The sequence below is a fragment of the Pseudomonas fuscovaginae SE-1 genome (assembly GCF_000364705.1).
Taxonomy (GTDB): Bacteria; Pseudomonadota; Gammaproteobacteria; order Pseudomonadales; family Pseudomonadaceae; genus Aquipseudomonas; species Aquipseudomonas fuscovaginae_A.
Window position 1 is genome coordinate 32,952 of record NZ_AQOH01000047.1, and the last position, 21,610, is coordinate 54,561.

Annotated in this window: 23 protein-coding genes; 11 read left to right on the forward strand and 12 right to left on the reverse strand. The window is 62.3% G+C overall.

What is annotated here, in order from left to right; genetic code table 11:
• Window positions 1–120: 120 nt before the first annotated feature.
• Both K675_RS0105580 and betC read right to left on the reverse strand, forming a co-directional pair.
• The gene (locus K675_RS0105580; protein ID WP_017902526.1) at window positions 121–1,041 is read right to left on the reverse strand and encodes a choline ABC transporter substrate-binding protein; all 921 of its coding nucleotides are present in this window, start codon (window positions 1,039–1,041) and stop codon (window positions 121–123) included.
• 18 nt (window positions 1,042–1,059) lie between these two features.
• A complete protein-coding gene (betC, locus tag K675_RS0105585) occupies window positions 1,060–2,574 on the reverse strand; it encodes a choline-sulfatase (RefSeq protein WP_017902527.1) in 1,515 nt (504 codons plus the stop codon).
• Window positions 2,575–2,689: 115 nt separating this feature from the next.
• On the opposite strand from betC, the gene K675_RS0105590 reads away from it, so the two are divergent.
• Together K675_RS0105590 and K675_RS0105595 are read left to right on the forward strand one after the other, a co-directional pair.
• Window positions 2,690–3,640: a choline sulfate utilization transcriptional regulator gene (locus K675_RS0105590; RefSeq protein ID WP_017902528.1), complete on the forward strand. Its 951-nt coding sequence runs from the start codon at window positions 2,690–2,692 to the stop codon at window positions 3,638–3,640.
• Between the two features lie 36 nt (window positions 3,641–3,676).
• A complete protein-coding gene (locus K675_RS0105595) occupies window positions 3,677–4,003 on the forward strand; it encodes a DOPA 4,5-dioxygenase family protein (protein ID WP_017902529.1) in 327 nt (108 codons plus the stop codon).
• 288 nt (window positions 4,004–4,291) lie between these two features.
• Here K675_RS0105595 and K675_RS0105600 read toward each other — a convergent pair whose 3' ends face one another.
• From K675_RS0105600 to trpB, 4 genes are all read right to left on the reverse strand, one after another.
• On the reverse strand, window positions 4,292–5,134 hold the full coding sequence (locus K675_RS0105600) for a hypothetical protein (RefSeq protein ID WP_017902530.1): 843 nt from the start codon (window positions 5,132–5,134) through the stop codon (window positions 4,292–4,294).
• An 83-nt stretch (window positions 5,135–5,217) separates the two neighbouring features.
• A complete protein-coding gene (locus K675_RS32890) occupies window positions 5,218–6,300 on the reverse strand; it encodes a hypothetical protein (protein WP_157383910.1) in 1,083 nt (360 codons plus the stop codon).
• A gap of 226 nt (window positions 6,301–6,526) precedes the next feature.
• Complete coding sequence (trpA, locus tag K675_RS0105615; RefSeq protein WP_017902533.1) at window positions 6,527–7,336, reverse strand: tryptophan synthase subunit alpha; 810 nt, start codon at window positions 7,334–7,336, stop codon at window positions 6,527–6,529.
• A complete protein-coding gene (gene trpB, locus K675_RS0105620; RefSeq protein WP_017902534.1) occupies window positions 7,336–8,556 on the reverse strand; it encodes a tryptophan synthase subunit beta in 1,221 nt (406 codons plus the stop codon). Before trpB ends, trpA begins: the two co-directional genes overlap by 1 nt.
• 110 nt (window positions 8,557–8,666) lie before the next feature.
• Between trpB and K675_RS0105625 the strand changes: the two genes are divergently transcribed.
• Window positions 8,667–9,560: a LysR family transcriptional regulator gene (locus tag K675_RS0105625; protein WP_017902535.1), complete on the forward strand. Its 894-nt coding sequence runs from the start codon at window positions 8,667–8,669 to the stop codon at window positions 9,558–9,560.
• A 153-nt stretch (window positions 9,561–9,713) separates the two neighbouring features.
• Here the strand turns inward: K675_RS0105625 and K675_RS0105630 are convergent, their stop codons facing one another.
• Window positions 9,714–10,040: a DUF883 family protein gene (locus K675_RS0105630; protein ID WP_017902536.1), complete on the reverse strand. Its 327-nt coding sequence runs from the start codon at window positions 10,038–10,040 to the stop codon at window positions 9,714–9,716.
• A gap of 161 nt (window positions 10,041–10,201) precedes the next feature.
• Between K675_RS0105630 and K675_RS0105635 the strand changes: the two genes are divergently transcribed.
• Both K675_RS0105635 and K675_RS0105640 read left to right on the forward strand, forming a co-directional pair.
• Window positions 10,202–10,417, forward strand: a complete 216-nt coding sequence (locus K675_RS0105635; RefSeq protein ID WP_017902537.1) for a dodecin — start codon at window positions 10,202–10,204, stop codon at window positions 10,415–10,417.
• Between the two features lie 136 nt (window positions 10,418–10,553).
• Complete coding sequence (locus tag K675_RS0105640; RefSeq protein WP_017902538.1) at window positions 10,554–10,787, forward strand: DUF1161 domain-containing protein; 234 nt, start codon at window positions 10,554–10,556, stop codon at window positions 10,785–10,787.
• A 53-nt stretch (window positions 10,788–10,840) separates the two neighbouring features.
• Here the strand turns inward: K675_RS0105640 and K675_RS0105645 are convergent, their stop codons facing one another.
• On the reverse strand, window positions 10,841–11,848 hold the full coding sequence (locus tag K675_RS0105645; protein WP_017902539.1) for an LLM class flavin-dependent oxidoreductase: 1,008 nt from the start codon (window positions 11,846–11,848) through the stop codon (window positions 10,841–10,843).
• A 218-nt stretch (window positions 11,849–12,066) separates the two neighbouring features.
• Between K675_RS0105645 and K675_RS0105655 the strand changes: the two genes are divergently transcribed.
• Window positions 12,067–12,498 (forward strand): OsmC family protein, encoded by a 432-nt coding sequence (locus tag K675_RS0105655; protein WP_017902541.1) that lies wholly within the window; start codon window positions 12,067–12,069, stop codon window positions 12,496–12,498.
• A 258-nt stretch (window positions 12,499–12,756) separates the two neighbouring features.
• Window positions 12,757–12,996, forward strand: a complete 240-nt coding sequence (locus tag K675_RS0105660; RefSeq protein ID WP_017902542.1) for a DUF1161 domain-containing protein — start codon at window positions 12,757–12,759, stop codon at window positions 12,994–12,996.
• 77 nt (window positions 12,997–13,073) lie between these two features.
• On the opposite strand, the gene K675_RS0105665 is transcribed toward K675_RS0105660, so the two are convergent.
• A complete protein-coding gene (locus K675_RS0105665; RefSeq protein WP_017902543.1) occupies window positions 13,074–13,487 on the reverse strand; it encodes a hypothetical protein in 414 nt (137 codons plus the stop codon).
• Window positions 13,488–13,634: 147 nt separating this feature from the next.
• Here K675_RS0105665 and K675_RS0105670 point away from each other — a divergent pair, with 147 nt between their 5' ends.
• On the forward strand, window positions 13,635–14,717 hold the full coding sequence (locus tag K675_RS0105670; protein ID WP_017902544.1) for an aminopeptidase: 1,083 nt from the start codon (window positions 13,635–13,637) through the stop codon (window positions 14,715–14,717).
• Window positions 14,718–14,904: 187 nt separating this feature from the next.
• On the opposite strand, the gene K675_RS0105675 is transcribed toward K675_RS0105670, so the two are convergent.
• On the reverse strand, window positions 14,905–15,549 hold the full coding sequence (locus K675_RS0105675; RefSeq protein WP_017902545.1) for an HAD family hydrolase: 645 nt from the start codon (window positions 15,547–15,549) through the stop codon (window positions 14,905–14,907).
• A gap of 28 nt (window positions 15,550–15,577) precedes the next feature.
• On the reverse strand, window positions 15,578–16,126 hold the full coding sequence (locus K675_RS0105680; protein WP_017902546.1) for a gamma carbonic anhydrase family protein: 549 nt from the start codon (window positions 16,124–16,126) through the stop codon (window positions 15,578–15,580).
• Window positions 16,127–16,180: 54 nt separating this feature from the next.
• Between K675_RS0105680 and prlC the strand changes: the two genes are divergently transcribed.
• The 3 genes from prlC (at window position 16,181) to K675_RS0105695 (ending at window position 20,908) form a co-directional block, all read left to right on the forward strand.
• A complete protein-coding gene (gene prlC / locus K675_RS0105685; protein ID WP_198291616.1) occupies window positions 16,181–18,280 on the forward strand; it encodes an oligopeptidase A in 2,100 nt (699 codons plus the stop codon).
• Entirely contained in the window at window positions 18,277–18,558 is a 282-nt protein-coding gene (locus K675_RS0105690) for a YheV family putative zinc ribbon protein (RefSeq protein WP_017902548.1), read from the forward strand. The genes prlC and K675_RS0105690 overlap by 4 nt, the downstream gene beginning before the upstream one ends.
• Before the next feature lie 106 nt (window positions 18,559–18,664).
• Window positions 18,665–20,908 carry a M3 family metallopeptidase gene (locus tag K675_RS0105695; protein WP_017902549.1) on the forward strand — a complete coding sequence of 748 codons (2,244 nt, stop codon included), beginning with the start codon at window positions 18,665–18,667 and terminating at the stop codon, window positions 20,906–20,908.
• Here the strand turns inward: K675_RS0105695 and K675_RS0105700 are convergent.
• A complete protein-coding gene (locus K675_RS0105700) occupies window positions 20,885–21,532 on the reverse strand; it encodes a tyrosine-protein phosphatase (protein ID WP_017902550.1) in 648 nt (215 codons plus the stop codon). The genes K675_RS0105695 and K675_RS0105700 overlap by 24 nt on opposite strands.
• Window positions 21,533–21,610: the final 78 nt, after the last annotated feature.

Below are 21,610 nucleotides of genomic sequence, written 5' to 3' on the forward strand. Positions count from 1 at the left end.
TTCCCACGCTCCGCGTGGGAATGCAGTCCGTGACGCTCTGCGTCACAAGAGCGGACGCCGAGCGTCCAGGGAGCCATTCCCACGCCGAGCGTGGGAACGATCGGTGCACTTGAATGAAGCTCAGAGCCTGGCCTTCACCGCGGCCAGGCCGTCCTGGCCGTCGGCGGTCTTCACCCCGTCCAGCCATTTGTCCAGCACCGCCGGGTTGGCCTTGATCCAGGCCTTGGCCGCATCGGCGTTGCTCAGCTTCTTGTTGGCGACGTCAGCCATGATGCTGTTTTCCATGTCGAGGGTGAAGCGCAGGTTGGAAAACAGCTTGCCGACGTTCGGACAGGCCTGTGCATAACCCTTGCGGGTCACGGTGTAGACGCTGCCGCTGTCGCCGAAGTACTTCTCGCCGCCCTTGAGGTAGTGCATCTTGATCTGCACGTTCATCGGGTGCGGTGTCCAGCCGAGGAACACCACGAACTTTTGTTTCTTGATCGACCGGCCGACCTCGGCCAGCATCGCCTGTTCGCTGGATTCCACCAGTTTCCACTGGCCCAGCCCGAACTCGTCGTGCTTGATGATCTGCGCCAGCGAGGCATTGGCGGGCGCGCCGGAACCGATGCCGTAGAGCTTCTTGTCGAACTTGTCGGCGAATTTTTGCAAGTCGGCGAAATCATGCACGCCAGCGTCCCACACATAATCCGGGACCGCCAGGGTGAACTCGGTGCCTTCGAGGTTCTTCGCCAGTTGGGTGACATCACCGCTGCCGATGAACTTGTCGTAGAAGCCCTGCTGCGCCGGCATCCAGTTGCCGAGGAACACGTCGACCTGGCCGTCCTTGAGCCCGCCGTAGGTGATCGGCACCGCCAGGGTGTCGACCTTGGCCTTGTAGCCCAGGCCCTCCAGCAGCAGCCCGGCGATGGCATTGGTCGCGGCGATATCGCTCCAGCCCGGGTCGGCCATCTTCACCGTGTCGCAGGTCTGGTCGGCGTAGGCGCCCAGGCTGCTCGCGGCCAGCAGTCCGGCACAGAGGATTGTGGATAACTTCTTCATGGCTTCCCCTTCTGTTCGTTATTGGTTTTGGCAGGGTTGTGGATAACGAGCCTTGCGCTCCAGATCGTCGAGGTCGATGTGGTTGCGCATGTATTGCTGACTGGCGTCTACCATCGGCTGGTGGTCCCAGCTCTTCAGCTTTCCGAGGGTCAGGGCGTCGGCGACGAAGCGCCGGCGTCGCTGGCTGGCGAGCACCTGTTGGTGGATCGCCGGGATATTCCATTTCGCCCGGGCTTCGGCCAGGAAGTCGTTGAACAGTTGCTGGTGGTCCGGTGACTGGCTGAGTTCTTCCTCTTCGCGTGGATCGTTGTGGATATCGTAGAGCAGGCACGGATCGTCTTCGCTGTAGATGAACTTGTAGGCGCCGCGGCGGATCATCATCAACGGGCTCACGGTGCCTTCGGCCATGTATTCGCCGAACACCTCGTCATGCCCGCCCTCGCCTGTCAGGTGCGGCAGCAGCGAGCGACCGTCGAGCGGCAGATCGGCCTGCACGCTGCCGCCGGCCAGTTCCACCAGGGTAGGCAGCAGGTCGGCGGTGGACACGGCGGCGCCGACCCGGTGGGCGGCGAACTGCCCCGGTGCGCTGATCAGCAGCGGTACCCGGGCGGACATCTCGAACCAGTGCATCTTGTACCAGAGCCCGCGCTCGCCGAGCATGTCGCCGTGGTCGCCGGAGAACACGATGATGGTGTCGTCGGCCAGGCCGATGTCTTCCAGGGTCTGCAGCAGCTTGCCGACGTTGCTGTCGATGTAGCTGCAGGCGCCGAAGTAGGCACGGCGGGCGTCGCGGATCTTATCCACAGGCAGGGGCTTGTCCCACAGGTCGTAGACCTTGAGCAGGCGCTGCGAGTGCGGGTCGAGGCTGTCCTGGGCCGGCGTGTGCGGCAGCGGGATGTCCTCGTCGCGGTACAAATCCCAGAACGCCTTGGGGATGGTGTACGGGTCGTGGGGGTGGGTCATCGACACGGTCAGGCAGAACGGCCGGTCGCCGTCTTCGCGCACATGGTCGAACAGGTACTGCTGGGCCTTGAACACCACCTCTTCATCGAAGTCGAGCTGGTTGGTGCGCACGCAGGGGCCGGCCTGCAGCACCGAGGACATGTTGTGGTACCAACTGGGGCGTACGTCGGGTTCGTCCCAGTTCACCGCCCAGCCGTAGTCGGCCGGGTAGATATCGCTGGTCAGGCGCTCCTCGTAGCCGTGGAGCTGGTCGGGGCCGCAGAAGTGCATCTTGCCCGACAGCGCGGTGCGATAACCCAGGCGGCGCAGGTAGTGGGCATAGGTCGGGACGTCGGCGGGGAAATCGGCGGCGTTGTCGTAGGCGCCGATCCTGCTCGGCAACTGGCCGCTGACCAGGGTGAAGCGCGAGGGTGCACACAGCGGGCTGTTGCAGTAGGCGGCGTCGAAGACCACGCCCTGGGCCGCCAGCCGGCTCAGGTTCGGCAGCTTGATCGGCGACGGGCTGTAGAGTGGCAACAGCGGGGCGGCCATCTGGTCGGCCATGATGAAGAGAATGTTCTTGCGCTTCATGGTATCGCGGCGTTCCATAGTCAATTGTTATGCGATAGTGCTGCGATCGAGGATGTGGCCGTTGCCTATTGCCGGTAAAGCCCATGCCACACAATGACTAGGATAAGTACAGCTTATGTTTGATGCGCTGGGTGACCTGTCTCTCGACCTGCTGCGGGTGTTCGAAGCGGCGGCCCGTCATCGCAGCTTCACGGCGGCGGCGGTGGAACTGGGCACCACTCAGCCGGCGATCAGCCAGCAGATCAAGCGTCTGGAGGAGCAGTTGGCGACTCGGCTGTTCGACCGTATCTATCGTGGTATCGAACTGACCGAGGCGGGTTCACTGCTGTTCGAGCAGGTCCAGGCGGGACTGGAGAGCATCGACAGTGGGCTGAGCGCGGTGACCGCCCACAGCCGGCATGAGGTGCTGCAGGTCGCCACCGACTTCGCCTTTGCCGCCTACTGGCTGATGCCGCGCCTGCATCGCTTCCACGCGGCCAATCCGCTGGTGGACGTCAGCCTGGTGACCAGCGAGCGCAGCCACAACATGCTGCGCACCGATATCGACGTGGCCGTGCTGTTCGGCCAGGGCCGCTTCAAGCAGGGCGAAAGCCATTGGCTGTTCAGCGAGGAAGTGTTCCCGGTGTGCGGCCCGCAATTGCTCCACGGGCGCGAACGGCCGCTGGCGACCGAAGCCTTGCTGGAACTGCCGCTGCTGCACCTCAAGGGTGAGAGCAGCAGCCACTGGTTCGACTGGAGCGGGGTATTTCGCGAGCTGGGCCTGACCAGCGCACCGGCGCCGGGGCAATTGCGCTTCGACAACTACACCCTGCTGATCCAGGCGGCGATCGGTGGCCAGGGCGTGGCCATCGGCTGGCGCCACCTTGTGGATAACCTGCTGGAACAGGGCCTGTTGTGCCGGCCGATCAACCAGACGGTGCTGTCGACCTTCGGCTACTACGTCGTGCTGCCACCGCGTAAACGGCGCGGAGTGCTGATCCAGCGGTTTTTCGACTGGCTGATGGCCGAGCAGGCCAACAGTGCGCAGTCACTGGTTGGGCTGGGCTTGCCGTCGATTGCGGTGTAGCGTGGGCGATCATCAGGATTGTTGAAAGAGAGTGGTATGCAAGCAATCAAGGGTTACCACGCCCATGTCTACTTCGATGCCTCGACCCTCGACCAGGCCCGGGAGCTGTGCGAGCGGGCGGCGGCGACGTTTGCACTGAAGATGGGGCGGGTGCATGAGCGGCTGGTGGGGCCGCATCCGGACTGGAGCTGCCAGTTGGCGTTCGAGGCGGAGCAGTTTGGCGCCGTCGTGCCATGGCTGGCGCTCAATCGTCAGGGGCTGGTGGTGTTCACCCATCCGCTGACGGGCGACGACCTGGCGGATCACCGCGACCATGCCATCTGGATGGGCGCGGTGCGGCCGTTGGATCTGTCGATCTTCTGATCGGCAGGAATGGCCGCCTTCGGCGGATTCGCCAGCAAGCCGGCTTGCTGGCGATAGCGACTCTGTCGTCGCCGCCAATCCGCAGGACCAGTACAGCACGTTGCTCAATACTTCATAGACGATCCCGGTGCCGAGGCCTCTCTGGACGCTCGGCGTCCGCTCTTGTGACGCAGAGCGGCACGGGCGGCATTCCCACGCGGAGCGTGGGAACGATCGGTAACTTCAAATGCCCGGGGTCTTGCTGGTTAGTCTGTGTGAGAGGGCATAGATTCCTTTGTAGCAGGAACTTTACTCTTGGCCGAGAGTGCCTTTTGCCGATTCCTGCTGAAGCCTGTAAAGCACCTTCAATTCATCAAGGCTGGTTTTCTTTATGGCTTCTGGCAGGTTCTTTGGTCGTGATCCTCGGTCGCTCAGGTAGTTGGTGAATTCCTTATTGGCAAGCAACCCCTCGATGGCAGCCATTTTCTCTTCGGCCTTTTTCGCTGATTCGGCTATTTTTTCAATCTTGTTGTCTACATCCGACAACTGTTTTTTATAAACCTCCAGGTTTTCCTTGAGGTTTCCTATGTTTTCATTGGCAAAGCCGACATTCATTGCTTGCCTCAAATCAGTCAGGGTTACCTTGCGTTTGGTGCTGGTGATATCTGCGCCCATGTTTTCATTGTGTAGCGCTATGCGCTGCCCTGCGCCGAGAAAGTTTCGACTCCATCGTGATTCGTTGGTCAGATAGTTTTTTCCCTTGAGTTTGTCGTGGTAAATTTCCAGGGCTTTGATGACGAAGCCTTTCTTGTGTTCCAGACGGAATGTTTTTGTGGCCTCATCGTAGGTTGGATAGGCGCTTGTGATAGGCCTGGAGCGGAATCCGTGCTTGATGCAGCGATGTGTAGCCTTCTTCGATAGATCAAGGATCTGTTTGTCTACTTGTTCTTTGAAATCTATGTTTTCGGCAAGGAGCTTTTTTCTTGTTTCAATTCTCTGCATACTATTGGAAATGTATTCGATTTTTTCGGATATTTTTATTCTCTCATTGCCGAGTTCTTTTGTTCTTTTGAAGTCTGAGATTGCATTTTTATTGCTTTCATAGGTGATTCCGGCTCTGGCGAACATGTTGCTTTTTATATCAAGTGTCATAAGTCGGCTCTATGTTGAAATGGTGGTCTGAAGGAGCGCCATATCGGGTGGCCACTCCTTCTGATTTTTCGGAGTTCAGTAAGTCATGCGTCTGGGGTTTTCCGGGATTTCAGGAAAGCCAGTTCGGTTCTATGCCTTTCGATTGACTCACCCAAAGAGTCGATGTGCGCTCTTTGCTTGCTCAAAAATTGATCAATTCTGGCGCTGACCTCTTTTTTATTCGTCGCTTGCCCAACTCCAAGATCGAGCCCTGGAATCCTTTCCTTGAGCTTCGAGGCGCCTCCGTCATGCTTTTTGAACGCATCGCCGCTACCGGAATCAGTGCTGAGATAGAGGCCTTTTTCATTGGAAAATCTCAGGTAGCGCTCGTTTGGCTCGTACTGAGCACTATCGAATTGTTTTTTTAGACGATATAGATTGTTCTCAAATTTTTCCGCGTCCAACTTTTCGCACTGCATTTTCAGTATGTTTTCAAATATCTCTGATTTAGAGCTTGTCCCGATCTTTGTGCGTAAAGCATCTAAATGCTCATGATCGGTTCGCCGGGTCGGAATTGGGCTACCGTCTTCTCGTTTCGTTCTTGGCGCCGGTTTTGGTGAGGTATTACCGTCCGGGATTGAATCATCTTGTTCATCTATTGTTTCGAGTGATGGAGGTCTTATGGTTTGAAGTCGCTCTTGCGTCTGTGCGTGATCGGGTTCTCGAATATCATTTGCTATTATTTGATCTTCATGCAGTTCTTTTTGCTCTTCCTGTGTCGCTGGCAATTTTTCCTTTTCCCGCCTTATGATTTCCTTATTTAGTTTTATCTCGTTATCGTTTTGTTGCTTCATGTCTTCAAGGTTAGAAATGACATCTTTTTTACTTGTAAATTTCCCGAACTTCAGGTTTGTATAAAGTTCGCTTGTCTTTTCTGGTATTTGGGGTTCCTTGAGGTGCAGTCTTATCATCAACGTGCCTATCGTCAGCTCCTTTTTAAGATAGGGCATTAATTTGGCATCCAGCCTTAGATAGCCATTTTCGTTGGTTGTATTTCTCACATGGCTGATCGTGTTTTCCAGCGATTTGTTACTTTCTTTACAGGACTCGATGAGCTTGTTGCAGCGGTCTATTTTTGCGTTGATAAAAGCAGCGCTCGAGCTGTCGATCCTTCCACTTCCACTCATGTATAACTTCCTGTTTTCATTTGATATTTCATATCGCGAGCCGATCTGAGTTGAAAGTCTGGAATAGTCGGATGCTTGTGCTGCGCGGTACTTTCAGCAATCGCTCGTCCGCGGCGAATCAGCGATGACTTCCGCGTTTCAAGTAGGCAAGGGGTTATTGCGCCCATGAAAAAGGGCCTCAGCGCCGTAGCACTGAAGCCCTTGGATGCAGCGATTTTTCGGTGAATCAGTTGCGTGCGCTACGCACTCCTTCAGCCAGCGCTGCACACAGGCTCAGCACGCCATCGACGGCCTGCTCGCCGGTTTCGGCCTTGGCGATCTGGTCGATCAGCGCCGAGCCGACCACCACGCCGTCCGCCAGGCGGGCGATGGACGCGGCCTGCTCCGGTGTGCGGATACCGAAGCCGATGCTGATCGGCAGGTCGGTGTGGCGGCGCAGGCGGGTGACCGCCTCCTCGACGTGTTCCAGGGTGGCCGAACCGGCACCGGTCACGCCCGCGACCGAGACGTAGTAGACGAAGCCGGAGCTGCCGTTCAGCACGGTCGGAAGGCGGCTGTCGTCGGTGGTCGGAGTGGTCAGGCGGATAAAGTCCAGGCCGGCGGCCTGGGCCGGGTCGCACAGTTCGCCGTTATGCTCCGGCGGCAGGTCGACCACGATCAGGCCATCGACACCGGCGGCCTTGGCCTCGTCGATGAAGCGTGCCACGCCGTAGTAGTGGATCGGGTTGAAGTAACCCATCAGCACCAGCGGGGTGTCATTGTTGTCGGCGCGGAACTCGCGAACCATCCGCAGGGTTTTCGCCAGGTTCTGTTTGGCGGCCAGGGCGCGGATGTTCGCCAGCTGGATCGCCGGGCCGTCGGCCATCGGATCGGTGAAGGGCATGCCCAGCTCGATCACGTCGGCACCGGCCTTGGGCAGCCCCTTGAGGATCGCCAGGGAGGTGTCGTAGCCCGGGTCGCCGGCGGTGACGAAGGTCACCAGGGCGGCGCGGTTCTGTTGTTTCAGCTCGGCAAAGCGGGCTTGCAGGCGGCTCATCAGTGTTTCTCCTGCTGGGACTGTTGCATGTGGTGCATGACGGTTTGCATGTCCTTGTCACCGCGACCGGACAGGTTGACCACCATCAGGTGATCCTTGGGCAGGTTCGGCGCGCGCTTGAAGACTTCGGCCAGGGCGTGGGAGCTTTCCAGGGCCGGGATGATGCCTTCGAGGCGGCAGCACTGGTGGAACGCGGCCAGGGCTTCGTCATCGGTGATCGAGGTGTACTGGACGCGGCCGATGTCGTGCAACCAGGCGTGTTCCGGGCCGATGCCGGGGTAGTCCAGGCCGGCGGAGATCGAGTGGGCGTCGATGATCTGGCCGTCGTCGTCCTGCAGCAGGAAGGTCCGGTTGCCGTGCAGCACGCCCGGTACCCCGCCGTTGAGGCTGGCGGCGTGCTTGCCGGTCTCGATGCCGTGGCCGGCGGCCTCGACGCCAATGATCTCGACGCTGGTGTCATCGAGGAACGGGTGGAACAGGCCCATGGCGTTGGAACCGCCGCCGATGCAGGCCACCAGGCTGTCGGGCAGGCGCCCTTCCTTCGCTTGCAGCTGCTCGCGGGTCTCCTTGCCGATCACCGCCTGGAAGTCGCGGACCATGGCCGGGTACGGGTGTGGGCCGGCGACGGTGCCGATCAGGTAGAAGGTGCTGTCGACGTTGGTCACCCAGTCACGCAGCGCTTCGTTCATCGCGTCCTTCAGCGTGCCGGTGCCGGCGACCACCGGGATCACCTCGGCGCCCAGCAGTTTCATGCGGAACACGTTGGCCTGCTGGCGCTCGATGTCGGTGGTGCCCATGTAGATCACGCACTGCAGGCCGAAACGCGCGGCCACGGTGGCGGTGGCCACACCGTGCATGCCGGCGCCGGTCTCGGCGATGATGCGCTTCTTGCCCATGCGTCGCGCCAACAGGATCTGGCCGATGCAGTTGTTGATCTTGTGCGCGCCGGTGTGGTTCAGCTCTTCGCGCTTGAGGTAGATCTTCGCGCCGCCGCAGTGTTCGGTCAGGCGTTCGGCGAAATACAGTGGGCTCGGACGGCCGACGTAGTCGCGCTGGAAGTAGGCCAGTTCCTCGATGAACGCCGGGTCGGCCTTGGCGGCCTCGTACTCTCGGTTCAGGTCGAGGATCAGTGGCATCAGGGTTTCAGCCACATAGCGGCCGCCGAATGCGCCGAACAGGCCATTGGCATCGGGGCCGCTGCGCAGGGTGGACTGGGTCATGGGAGGCTCCAGGTGGTGAGGTAATGGGCAATGGGTTCACTCTAACCACGACAGGCGCGGATGAAAACCGATAAGATCGCCATAACCTGTCAGGAAAACTCACAGATATCATGAGCCGCGACCTGCCCCCGCTCAATGCCTTGCGCGCCTTCGAGGCCACCGCCCGCCTGAACAGCGTTAGTCAGGCTGCCGAACAGTTGCACGTGACCCATGGCGCGGTCAGCCGGCAGTTGAAGGTGCTTGAGGAACATTTGGGGCTGAGCCTGTTCGTCAAGGATGGGCGTGGCCTGAAACTCACAGATGCCGGTATCCGTCTGCGCGATGCCAGCGCCGAGGCCTTCGAGCGGCTGCGCACCGTCTGTGCCGAGCTGACCCGCGATTCGAGCGATGCGCCTTTCGTCCTCGGTTGTTCCGGCAGCCTGCTGGCGCGCTGGTTCATCCCGCGGCTCGGGCGGCTGAACGCCGACCTGCCGGACCTGCGCCTGCACCTGTCGGCCGGTGAAGGTGACCTGGATCCGCGCAAGCCGGGTCTGGATGCCCTGCTGCTGTTCGCCGAGCCGCCATGGCCGGCGGACATGCAGGTGCACGAGCTGGCCCGCGAGCGGATCGGCCCGGTGATGAGCCCGCACTTTTCCCGTTATGAGGCGTTGCGCACGGCGCCGGCCCGCGCGTTGGTGGGCGAGCCGCTGCTGCATACCACTTCACGGCCGCAGGCGTGGCCAAGTTGGGCGCAAGGCAAGGGTATCGACGTGGCCGAATTGAAGTACGGGCAGGGTTTCGAGCACCTGTACTACCTGCTGGAAGCGGCAGTGGCCGGGCTTGGCGTGGCGATCGCGCCACAGGCGCTGGTAGCGGATGACCTGCGGGCGGGTCGGCTGGTCGCACCGTGGGGCTTCAATGAAACCCCCGGGCGACTCGCCTTGTGGCTGCCGGGGCGCGCCGTGGACGGGCGCGCCCTGCAATTGGCGCAGTGGCTCAGGGCCGAATTGGCAGCGGGTTCATGACCCGCACGGTCTGCGCGCCGTGCACGATTACCTGTAGGAGCCGGCTTGCTGGCGATGGCAGTGGATCAGCCAGAGAGATGTCGACTGACCCGCCGCCATCGCCAGCAAGCCGGCTACAGGGTTTTGTGTGGTTAGGACTTTTGCGTCATCGGCTCAGTCGCCGCGTTTGCATAGCAGGTAGGCCGCCAGCAGCCCCAGCGCACCGACGGCCACGCCGGCGGTGGTCCATGGATGCTCCTGGGCGTAATCGCGGGTGGCGATCCCGGTTTCGCGGGTCTTGACCTTGACCTCCTCGTAGGCGTCGCTGAGCAGATGGCGCGAATGGCGCAGGGCGCTTTCGGCGTTGCTCCTGAGGGCCTTGAGGGTCTTGCGCGATTCGTCCGAAGCGTCGTCCTTCAGGCTTTCCAGGGACTTGAGCAGGCTCTCGATCTCCGCTTCCATGCTTTGCAGTGCAGCTTTTCGCAACGATGAACTGGCCATATCGGCTCTCCTCTCAGTGATGGATGGCGTCTGTGAAGTCCGACTGCACCGGTTGGCGAAAGTGCAGAAAATCTGCAATCCGCTGTGCCGTACCCCGTTCGGGTTCCCTGGGAAATCACTGCTAGGCTGTCCCTGAAAGCCCGCAGCCCAAGGAGAGCAGCATGAGTGACCATCACACCTACAAGAAAATCGAACTGGTCGGTTCGTCGCCCAACAGCATCGAGGAAGCGATCAACAACGCCCTGGCCGAGGCCGGCAAGAGTCTCAAGCACCTGGAGTGGTTCGAGGTGGTGGATACCCGCGGCCATATCCGCGACAACAAGGCGGCACATTTCCAGGTGACCCTCAAGGTCGGGTTCAAGATCGCCAACAGTTGAATGAATAATGGCACTTGTGAACTAGTGCACTGGCCGACGGCCATATAGCTTGCTATACAGGAGTCTCCAATCGAGCCTCATGTGCGTCGCCCAGAAGCCGACGCACTTTTTTTGATATGACCAGGGAATGTGACCGATGAAGAAGCTGATTTTGGCGCTGGGTTTGTTGAGTATCGCGGGAACGGCCCTTGCGGCAGGCAAGCCATGCGACGAGATGGAAAGGGAGATCAAGGACAAGCTGGAGGCCAAGGGCGTGCACGGCTATTCGCTGCAGATCCTTGACCGCGCCACCGGCGAGAAAGGCGCCGATGGCAAGGTGGTGGCGACCTGCGAAGCCGGTACCAAGGTCATTACCTACAAGCGCAAGTAAGCGCGTGCAGGATCAGGGCCGGCGCAAGGCGCCGGCTTTTTCATGGGCGCCGATCAGGCTTCGCCCTTCATCACTTGCGACAGCAGCTCGTAGGAGTGCAGGCGGTCGGCGTGCTCGTACAGATCGCAGGTGAAGATCAGCTCGTCGGCCTGGGTCTGTTCGACCAGTACTTCCAGGCGGGCACGGATCTTCTGCGGGCTGCCGACCATCGCCAGGCCGAGGAAACTGGCCACGGCTTCTTTCTCATGGGGCAACCACAGGCCGTCCATGCTCTGCACCGGAGGTCGTTGCACCAGGCTCTGACCACGCATCAGCGCGAGGATGCGCTGGTAGACCGAGGTCGCCAGGTAGTCGGCCTGTTCGTCGGTGTCGGCTGCCACCAGCGGTACGCCGAGCATCACGTAGGGCTTGTCGAGGACGTCCGAGGGCTTGAAGTGGTTGCGATAGACGCGGATCGCCTCATGCATGTAGCGCGGGGCGAAATGCGAGGCGAAGGCGTACGGCAGGCCGCGCTCGCCGGCCAGTTGCGCACTGAACAGGCTCGAACCGAGCAGCCAGACCGGGACCTGGGTGCCGGTACCGGGAACGGCGATCACACGCTGGTCGGGGGTGCGCGGGCCGAGGTACTTCATCAGCTCGGCGACGTCGTCCGGGAAGTCGTCGGAACTGCCCGAACGCTCGCGGCGCAGGGCGTGGGCGGTCATCTGGTCGGAACCGGGCGCGCGGCCCAGGCCGAGGTCGATCCGGCCGGGATAGAGGCTCTCCAGGGTGCCGAACTGCTCGGCGATCACCAGCGGCGCGTGGTTGGGCAGCATCACCCCGCCGGAGCCGACGCGGATGCTCGAGGTGCCGCCGGCCAGATAGGCCAGCAGCACCGAGGTGGCCGAACTGGCGATGCCGTCCATGTTGTGGTGTTCGGCCACCCAGAAGCGGGTGAAGCCGCATTTCTCCACGTGCCGGGCCAGGTCCAGCGAGTTGCGCAGCGACTGTGCGGGGCCGCCGTCCTGGCGTACGGGCACCAGGTCGAGGGTGGAAAACTTGACGTCGGACAAGCGCTTCATAAGCCTGTTGCTCCTGTTTGAGGGACAGGCTTGCGAGGCGCGGCAAGGAACCTGTCGATGTTCTGGGGCAATATGGGCATATACCCGAGTTTCAAGAGCAGTCTGAATTCTTGGCTCACAGAAATCAAAGACAACTCCTACAAGATGAACTTTGAGACGCCGACTATTCTCAAAATTTCGTCTGGCGCGAACCCGCGTCGGCCCTTTAGGAGGCTGTCATGAGTATCAAGAAGAAAGCATCGGCTCACTGGGAAGGCGACCTGAAAACCGGCATTGGTTCCATTTCCACCGAAACCGGCGTGCTGCGCGAGGCGCCCTACGGCTTTACGGCGCGTTTCGAAGGCGGCCGCGGTACCAATCCCGAGGAACTGATCGGTGCGGCCCATGCCGGCTGTTTCTCCATGGCCTTTTCGATGATTCTCGGCGAGGCCGGACTCAAGGCCGACAGTATCGACACCAACGCCGAAGTGACGCTGGACCAGGTGGACGGTGGCTTTGCCATCACCGCGGTGCACCTGATCCTCAAGGCCAGGATTCCGGGCGCCAGCCAGCAGCAGTTCGATGAGTTGAGCAAAAAGGCCAAGGAAGGGTGCCCGGTGTCCAAGGTGCTGAACGCGAAGATCAGCCTGGAGGCGACGCTGCTGGGCTGATCCGTAGCCCCGCGGTGCCGGTCCGGATGCACCGAGTCCTGTAGGCGCCGGCTTGCTGGCGATAGCGGTGAGGCAGTCGACACAGTGCCTGGCTGACACAGCGCTGTCGCCAGCAAGCCGGCTCCCACAATGTGGACGGCCTCTGTTTCAGGTTGTGAGGCGAGTCAGAACTTGGTTCTCCCGTTTGTGGTCGAATCAGTGGGCAGCAACTGATTGCGTACGCCCTTGCGACGCGTTGCCGCCAGAAGGAGTCTGATCATGAAACGCATTGCCCTTGGAGTTTTCTGTTGTGCGCTGACGGCGCAGGCTTTGGCAGCCCCGAAGGACTGCCAGGAATTGAAGAGTGAAATCGAGGTGAAGATCCAGGCGAATGCCGTGCCCTCCTATACCCTGGAGATCGTTTCCAGGGAAGAAGCCGAGAAGCATGATGTGGCCATGGTGGTCGGCACCTGCGAAAACGGCACCAAGGCGATCATCTACCAGAAGAACGACACCTGAGGCCGCCTGATGAGGTCCTGCAGCCAGTCGTGCCGCCGTGAACGGCGGGCGACGCTCGAAAGCCTTTCTCGCCTTGCCTAGGGGATGCAGATCACCCGTTCATCCGAGGCGATCTGCACACCCTTGTCGTCATACAGCCGGGCACTGGCCTGGAAGCCGAGGGCTACGCCCTCCAGATGGTAACGGCGTCCCGCCTCGAAATTCGGGTAGCTCACGCTGAGGTAGCAGATCCGCTGCATCGGATCGGTGTTCATCGCCATGCCGCCGACATACACGTCGTAGTCGAAACGCACGGTCAATTCGTGGGCCCCTGGCGTGATCTGGAATAAACGCCCGTCGTCCAGGCGTTTCCTGTCCACGCTTTCGGCCATGACCAGCTTGCCGGTGCGGGTGCCCAGGTCGACCCAGGCCATGTTCGGATCGACCGCGGGCAAGGGGCCGGCGCAGCCGCCGAGGCTGGCGAGGGCGAGGCAGGAAAGTAGCTTGCGCATGTTCGGTTTTCGCTCGGTGATGGGGGGCCAGCATACCCGTGATCGCTGACCCGAGTCGCCTGGGCTGTGCCTGGCGTGGAGAATCTTCATGGAACAGGGTTCGTTCCACGCGATAGTCTTGGCGCACCCCTCGACTGGATGATCCCCATGCCGCACAGGCCGCTTTTTTCCATTCTACGCCTCTGGCTGGTCGGCCTCTCGCTGCTGCTCGCCAGTGGTTGCAGCAGCCTGGACTACTACAGCCAGTTGGCCACCGGGCAACTGAACCTGTTGCGCGCCCGTGAGCCGGTGGCCGAGGTGATCGCCGACCCCAGCCGGCCCCAGGCGTTGCGCGAACACCTGATCCACGCCCAGCAGGCGCGGGCCTTTGCCAGCGAACACCTGCACCTGCCGGACAACCGCAGCTACCGGCTATACGCCGACATCCAGCGACCCTATGTGGTGTGGAATGTCTTTGCCACGCCGGAGTTTTCCCTGACGCCGCAAAGCCACTGCTTCCCCATCGCCGGCTGTGTCGCCTATCGCGGCTACTACAGCCAGGGTGCGGCTCGCGGCGAGGCCGCCGTGCAGCGCCAGCAGGGCCTGGACGTTTACATCGGTGGGGTCGAGGCCTACTCGACGTTGGGCTGGTTCGACGACCCGATCCTCAGTTCGATGATGAACTGGGGCGACGAGCGCCTGGCGACGCTGATTTTCCATGAACTGGCGCACCAGCGTTTCTATGTGAAGGACGACACCGAGTTCAATGAGTCTTACGCCAACTTCGTCGAACAGGAAGGTACCCGGCAATGGCGGGCGGCGCGCGGGTTGCCGGCGGCTCGGGGCAACGAGACGCAGCAGAAGGACCAGTTCATCGCGCTGGTGCTGGAAACCCGCAAGCGCTTGCAGGCGCTCTATGCGCTGCCGCTGCCGGCCGAGCAGATGCGCGCGCGCAAGGCCGCCGAGTTCGAGCGGCTGCGCCAGGAATACCGGCGCTTGCAGGCAACACAATGGGCCGGCGACAAGCGCTACGACGGCTGGATCAATACGCCGCTGAACAATGCCAAGCTGCTGCCGTTCGGGCTGTATGACCAGTGGGTGCCGGCGTTTGCGGCGTTGTTCAAACAGGTCAACGGCGATTGGCCGGCGTTTTTCCAGGCAGTCGAGAAGCTGGGCGGTTTGCCGGTGGGCGAGCGCAAGGTGGCATTGCAGAAGTTGATGGATGGCCGCCAGCACGCTCGATTGAGATGAGCGGGCATGTGTGGCGAGCGGGCTTGTCGGGACGCCGCACCGCCGCGCTGGGGCGCAAGGCGCCCCCAAACCTGGTAACCAAGACTTGCCTGACACACCGAATGCCCTGGATTCAGGGCCGCTCCGCAGCCCAACGCGGGCAAGCCCGCTCGCCACAGGAATCTGCAAGAGCCACGGTGCCGTGGCGTTACAGGAACGCCCGATGCAGCTCCTCCAGCGTCTGGAAGTGATACTCCGGTTGCTCGGCACTCAGCTCCTCGAAGCTGCCGAACCCATACCCCACCGCCGCCGCCGCCAGGCCATTGCGGCGGGCGCCGATCAGGTCGTGCTTGCGATCGCCGATCATCAGCGTATTGCCCGGCTCCAGGCCTTCCTCGGCGACCAGGTGGGCGATCAGCTCGACCTTGTCGGTCCGCGTACCGTCCAGTTCGCTGCCATAGATCACCTTGAAATGCCGGGCGAAGTCGAAATGCCGGGCGATCTCGCGGGCGAATACCCAGGGCTTGGAGGTCGCGATATACAGCGTGCGCCCTTGCCCGCCGAGGGTTTCCAGCAGCGGCACGACGCCGTCGAACACGCGGTTTTCATAGAGACCGGTGACCTTGAAGCGTTCGCGGTAGAAGTTCACCGCTTCCCAGGCCTTGGCCTCGTCGAAACCGTAGAACTGCATGAACGCCTGCAGCAGCGGCGGGCCGATGAAGTGTTCCAGCTTGCCCAGGTCCGGCTCGTCGATGCCCAGTTTGGCCAGGGCGAACTGGATCGAGCGGGTGATGCCCTCGCGCGGGTCGGTCAGGGTGCCGTCGAGGTCGAACAGAATCGTCTGGTAGTGCATGCAATGTCCCAATTCGTACAAAAAATGATCAGTCGGCGCGGTCGTAGCCTTCGGCGATGTGTTGGTCCTTGAGCTTCACGTAGTTGGAGGCGCTGTAGGTGAAGAAGGCCTTTTCCTTGTCCGTCAGCGGCCGCACCTGCTTCACCGGGCTGCCGACGTAGAGGAAGCCGCTGGCCAGCCGCTTGCCCGGCGGGACCAGGCTGCCGGCGCCGACGATCACCTCGTCCTCGATCACCGCGCCATCCATGACGATGCTGCCCATGCCGATCAGGATCCGGCTGCCGATGCTGCAGCCGTGCAGCATGACCTTGTGGGCGATGGTCACGTCATCGCCGATCAGCAACGGGAAACCCTCGGGGTTGAAGGGGCCGGCATGGGTGATGTGCAACACGCAACCGTCCTGCACGCTGGTGCGCGCGCCGATGCGGATGCGGTGCATGTCGCCACGGATCACGGTCAATGGCCAGATCGAACTGTCGGCGCCGATCTCGACATCGCCGATCACCACCGCCGACCGGTCGACAAAAGCCCCGGATCCCAGGGACGGCGTGTGGTTCTGGTAGGTGCGAAGACTCACGATAGGCACTCTCTCTGTTGCTGATAGCTGCGGTCGGCATTGATTGTAATTAAGATGACCCCATCTTTGTTCCTACATGTTTTTTCAGCCAAGGTGTCCACCGTGAGCGCGAACAACCCGCTTCTGCAGTCCTACGACCTGCCGCCGTTCTCGGCGATCCGTGCCGAGCACGTGCAACCGGCCATCGAGCAGATCCTCGCCGACAACCGCAAGGCCATCGAAGGCATCCTGCAAAGCCAGGGGAAAAATCCGAGCTGGGCCGGCCTGGTGCTGGCCATGGACGAACTCAATGACCGCCTGGGTGCCGCCTGGAGCCCGGTGAGCCACCTCAACGCGGTGTGCAACAGTCAGGAGCTGCGCGAGGCCTACGAGGCCTGCCTGCCGGCACTGAGCGCCTACTCCACCGAGCTGGGCCAGAACCGCGAGCTGTTCCAGGCCTTCGAAGCCCTGGCCAACAGTCCCGAGGCCGCCGGCTTCGACGTGGCGCAGAAAACCATCCTCGAACACTCGTTGCGCGATTTCCGCCTGTCCGGTATCGACCTGCCGGAGGCCGAGCAGAAGCGCTATGCCGAGGTGCAGAGCAAGCTGTCCGAGCTGGGCAGCCGTTTCTCCAACCAGTTGCTCGACGCCACCCAGGCCTGGACCAAGCACATCACCGACGAGGCGGGCCTCGCCGGCCTCAGCGCCTCGGCCAAGGCGCAGATGGCTGCCGCGGCCCAGGCCAAGGGCCTCGACGGCTGGCTGATCACCCTGGAATTCCCCAGCTACTACGCGGTGATGACCTACGCCGAAGACCGTGCCCTGCGCGAAGAGGTCTACGCCGCCTACTGCACCCGTGCCTCGGACCAGGGCCCGAATGCCGGCCAGTTCGACAACGGCCCGGTGATGGCCGAAATCCTCGACCTGCGCCAGGAACTGGCCCGACTGCTGGGCTTTGCCAGCTTCGCCGAGCTGAGCCTGGCGACCAAGATGGCCGATTCCAGCGACCAGGTGCTGACCTTCCTGCGCGACCTGGCCAAGCGCAGCAAGCCGTTCGCCGTCCAGGACCTGCAACAGCTCAAGGCCTATGCCGCCGAGCAGGGCTGCGCCGAACTGCAGAGCTGGGACAGCGGCTTCTACGGCGAGAAGCTCCGTGAGCAGCGCTACAGCGTGTCCCAGGAAGCCCTGCGCGCCTACTTCCCGATCGACAAGGTGCTCGCTGGCCTGTTCGCCATCGTGCAGAAACTCTACGGCATCGAGATCACCGAGCAGACCGGTTTCGACACCTGGCACCCGGATGTCCGCCTGTTCGAGATCAAGGAGAACGGTCAGCACGTCGGCCGTTTCTTCTTCGACCTGTATGCCCGCGCGAACAAGCGTGGCGGTGCCTGGATGGATGGCGCCCGTGACCGCCGGCGCACCGCCGATGGCGTACTGCAGAGCCCGGTGGCCAATCTGGTGTGCAACTTCGCCCCGGCCGACAGCGGCAAGCCGGCACTGCTGACCCACGACGAAGTGACCACCCTGTTCCACGAGTTCGGCCACGGCCTGCACCACCTGCTGACCCGCGTCGAGCACGCCGGCGTTTCCGGCATCAACGGCGTGGCCTGGGACGCGGTGGAACTGCCGAGCCAATTCATGGAGAACTGGTGCTGGGAGCCGGAAGGCCTGGCACTGATTTCCGGTCACTACGAAACGGGCGAGCCGTTGCCCCAGGACCTGCTGGAAAAAATGCTCGCGGCGAAGAACTTCCAGTCCGGCCTGATGATGGTGCGCCAACTGGAGTTCTCGCTGTTCGACTTCGAGCTGCACGCCACCCACGGCGACGGTCGCAGCGTCGCGCAGGTGCTGGAGGCGGTACGCGACGAGGTGTCGGTGATGCGTCCGCCGGCCTACAACCGTTTCCCCAACAGCTTTGCGCACATCTTCGCCGGTGGCTACGCGGCCGGCTACTACAGTTACAAGTGGGCCGAGGTGCTGTCGGCGGATGCCTTCTCGCGGTTCGAGGAGGAAGGCGTGCTCAATGCCCGGACCGGTCGCGCGTTCCGCGAAGCGATCCTGGCCCGTGGTGGCTCCCAGGCGCCGATGGTGCTGTTCGTCGACTTCCGTGGCCGCGAGCCTTCGATTGACGCACTGTTGCGCCACAGCGGCCTGAGCGAGGACGCGGCGGCATGAGTGAGGTAGTCGTGACCAGGACCAAGAAACGCTTCATCGCCGGGGCGGTCTGCCCGGCGTGCAGCGAGCAGGACAAGCTGATGATGTGGAGCGAGGATGACGTTCCGCACCGCGAGTGCGTGGCGTGCGGCTATGCCGACACGCTCAACGAACAGGGCCTGTCGGTACCGAAGGAACTCAGCACGCGGGTCAACACGCCGGCGGCGAAGGTCGCCGACAAGACGGTCCAGACCGTGCAGTTCTTCCCCAATCCCAAGCTGAAAAAGCCGAGCGAGTAATCCGCGCTGCCGGGCCTATCTATGTAGGTCCAGCGCCAGGCTCGTGCCACATAGGCTCGCTCCTTGAGTGGCCCCGTCCCGGGGCCATGTTTTCAAGGAGTGAACCATGGGGACCTACAACCCGCTGCTGCATCACTGCGGCGAGCTGCCGCCCTACTCGTCCATACAGGCCCGTCATCTGGTGCCGGCGATGTTGCAGGTGCGCAACGAGGCCCGCAGCACGATCGAGGCGATCCTCATCAGTCAGCGCGATATGCCCACCTGGGACGATTTCGTCGTGCCGCTCGACGTGCTCGGCGCCCGCATGGCCTGGTTCGTCGGCACCCTCCTGGCCCTGACCAGGGCGCGCACCGGAGCGGACTGGAACAAGGCGTTCATACGCTGCGCCCGCATCGAGGCGCGGTTCGACCGCATGCTCTGGGCCAACCACCACCTGCATGCCCTGTACAGGAAACTCGCCGCCAGTCCGCAGGCCCGGCAGTTCGATCGGCCACGTCAGGTGCTGCTCGAAAGAATTCTGCAGCGCTTGCGTCTGGCGGGCATGGAGTTGCCGTCCGGCCAGCGTCGGCGTTTCAGGGAACTGGGCGAGACGATCGAGGAGCTTCGCGTGCGCTTTCTTGCCAACGCCGCCGCTGCGGCCAGATGCTCCAGTTGGCGGATCGGCGTGGCGGATGAGGCGCAGCTGGACGGACTGTCGGTCCATGACAAGGCCGCCATGGCCCGCTACCAGGGCAAGGAGCTGTTGGGTTGGGAAGTGGACATGAGCAACCTGGAACGGGTCCGGACGATCATGACCGATGCCCGGTCCCGGAGCCTGCGCCAGCAGCTCTACCAGCGTCGTGGCACCCTGGCGTCCGACCAGGGCCTGCCGGCGTGCAAGAGCTTCGATAACAGCACCGTGCTTGAACAACTGCTCCGGTTGCGCCTGGAGCAGGCCCGCATGCTCGGTGCCGGCAGTTCCGCCGACTTGGCCCTGCAACGTCTTTCGGTGCGCGAGACGTCCCATGTCCTGTGGTTCCTCCATCAGCAGATCGCGACAAAGGCGCCCGACTGGCTCAGGCAGCGCGGGGAACTGATCGCATTGGCACCCGACCCGGACGTGCAGCCCCTGGAGCCCTGGGACTATCTGTTCTATGGGCAGCAGGCGCGCAGGAACAGCGGCGCCCTGGACGAGGACGAGTTTCGCGTGCATTTCGAACTCGAACGGGTGCTGGAAAAAATGCTGGACCTGCCCCGGCGCCTGTTCGGCATCGAGTTCGTCGAGCGCCCGGAGCTCGATACCTGGCACGCCAGCATCCGCTCCTTCGAGGTCCGGGAGGCCGGGCAGGCGATCGGCTATCTGTTCCTCGACCTGTTCGCCCGCGACGAGAAATTGTTCAAGACCGGCTCGATGTACTCCCTTGGACATCGCCTGCTGTCGGTCGAGGGGCGCAAGGTGACGCTGCCGGTGGCGGTGTTGTCCTGTGCCCTGAGCGCCAATGGGGCCGGCGACCCCCTGCTGTTGAAACACGGGCAACTGCGCACCCTGTTCCACGAGCTCGGGCATTGCCTGCATCAATTGCTCGACAGCTCGCCCACCTGGCAACTGTCGTGCATCGAGCATTCGGGCCTGGATGTGCGGGAGTTCTTTTCCGGGTTGATGGAGCGCTGGTGCTGCAATGTCGAGTTCCTGGTCGACATGAGCCGTCACTACCGGACCGGGGTCGGCCTGTCCGAAGACCAGGCCCGGCGCTTGCGCATCTTCCTGGAAAGCCAGACCTGGCTGCAGGACAGCACGCAACTGATGTTCTCGGGCATGGACTTCTTCCTGCATCTGCTCCAGCCCGTCGATACTCAACAGATCCATGCGTTGGCGAAGGAGAACCTGGCCCATTGGCCCAGGCCCATGCACGAGCGTTTCATCTACGCCTTCACGCACCTGGCCACGGGCTACGAAGCCCGCTATTTCACCTATCTGTGGGGGCTGGAACTGGCCCGTGAGGTGTTTGCCCGTTTCGTGGAGAAGGGGCTGTTCGATGCCGTGGAGGGGCGTCGCCTGCGTGTCGAGCTCTTCGCCTCGGCGGCCACCCGATCCCTGCCGGAGTCCATCGAGGCCTTCCTCGGACGGCCACCGCAGGCCGCGATGCGCGCCTCGCAAGACCCGCAGTTCAATATGCTGATGGGGCAGTTGGCCATGGTGCAGGCCGGTGGCACGAACGACGAGGCAACCGGTACCGGGGGCGATACGACCCGGCCGCTCCTGCCCGGCTCGGTATCGGCCTGGGCCGCGCAACTGTTCGGTACCGCGCTGCGGCAGCCGCTCGGCAGTGTCGGCCTGGCACCGACCTCAGCGGACGTCGGCCGAAGCTGACTTGAACCAGTTCTGCACATTGCAGGTGGCGAACGGGCGGGTGCTGCAATCGCCATTGGCCAGGGCTGTGCGCAACTTGTCGATATCAGCCTTCATCATGTAGCGAATGCCGTCCTTGTGGTGGGAGCTTTCGCCAAACCCACCCTGGGTCATTTCCGCCAGGGCGTCCTCCTTGTTCCAGCCCTGCACGACCACCCGGTACATGGCGGCCATCAGGCCGGTGCGATCGGAGCCGTGCTTGCAGTGCATCAGCACCGGGCCATTGCCTTCGGCGTCCCTGATCGCCCGCAGGGCCGCCAGCACGTCGGCGTCGTCGACGTGGTTGGTACGGTAGGGCAACTGCACCTTCTTCACGTTGGGAGTGGCCAGCCAGCTTGAATCCGACTCCGGCAGGAAGTTGATCACCGTGCCGATCTTCAGCCGTTCCAGCAGCGGCAGGGCATCGGCATCCGGCAGGGCGCTGCGGTAGAGCGTCGGGCTCATCTGGTTCAGGTTGTATTGGTCGCCGACCGGCTGGGCCCACTGGGGCGGGCGGACAAAAGCGGCGTCGGCCTGGACCCGGGCCACCATGAACAGGCTGCTCAGGGCGATGCACAGGATCGAGAGTGCGCGAGGGATGGACATGTCAGGGTGACCCGTGAGAGAGGGGAGACTGGCACGCAGCTTGGCCCGCGGGGGATCAAAAGCCTGTGAGGCGCATGT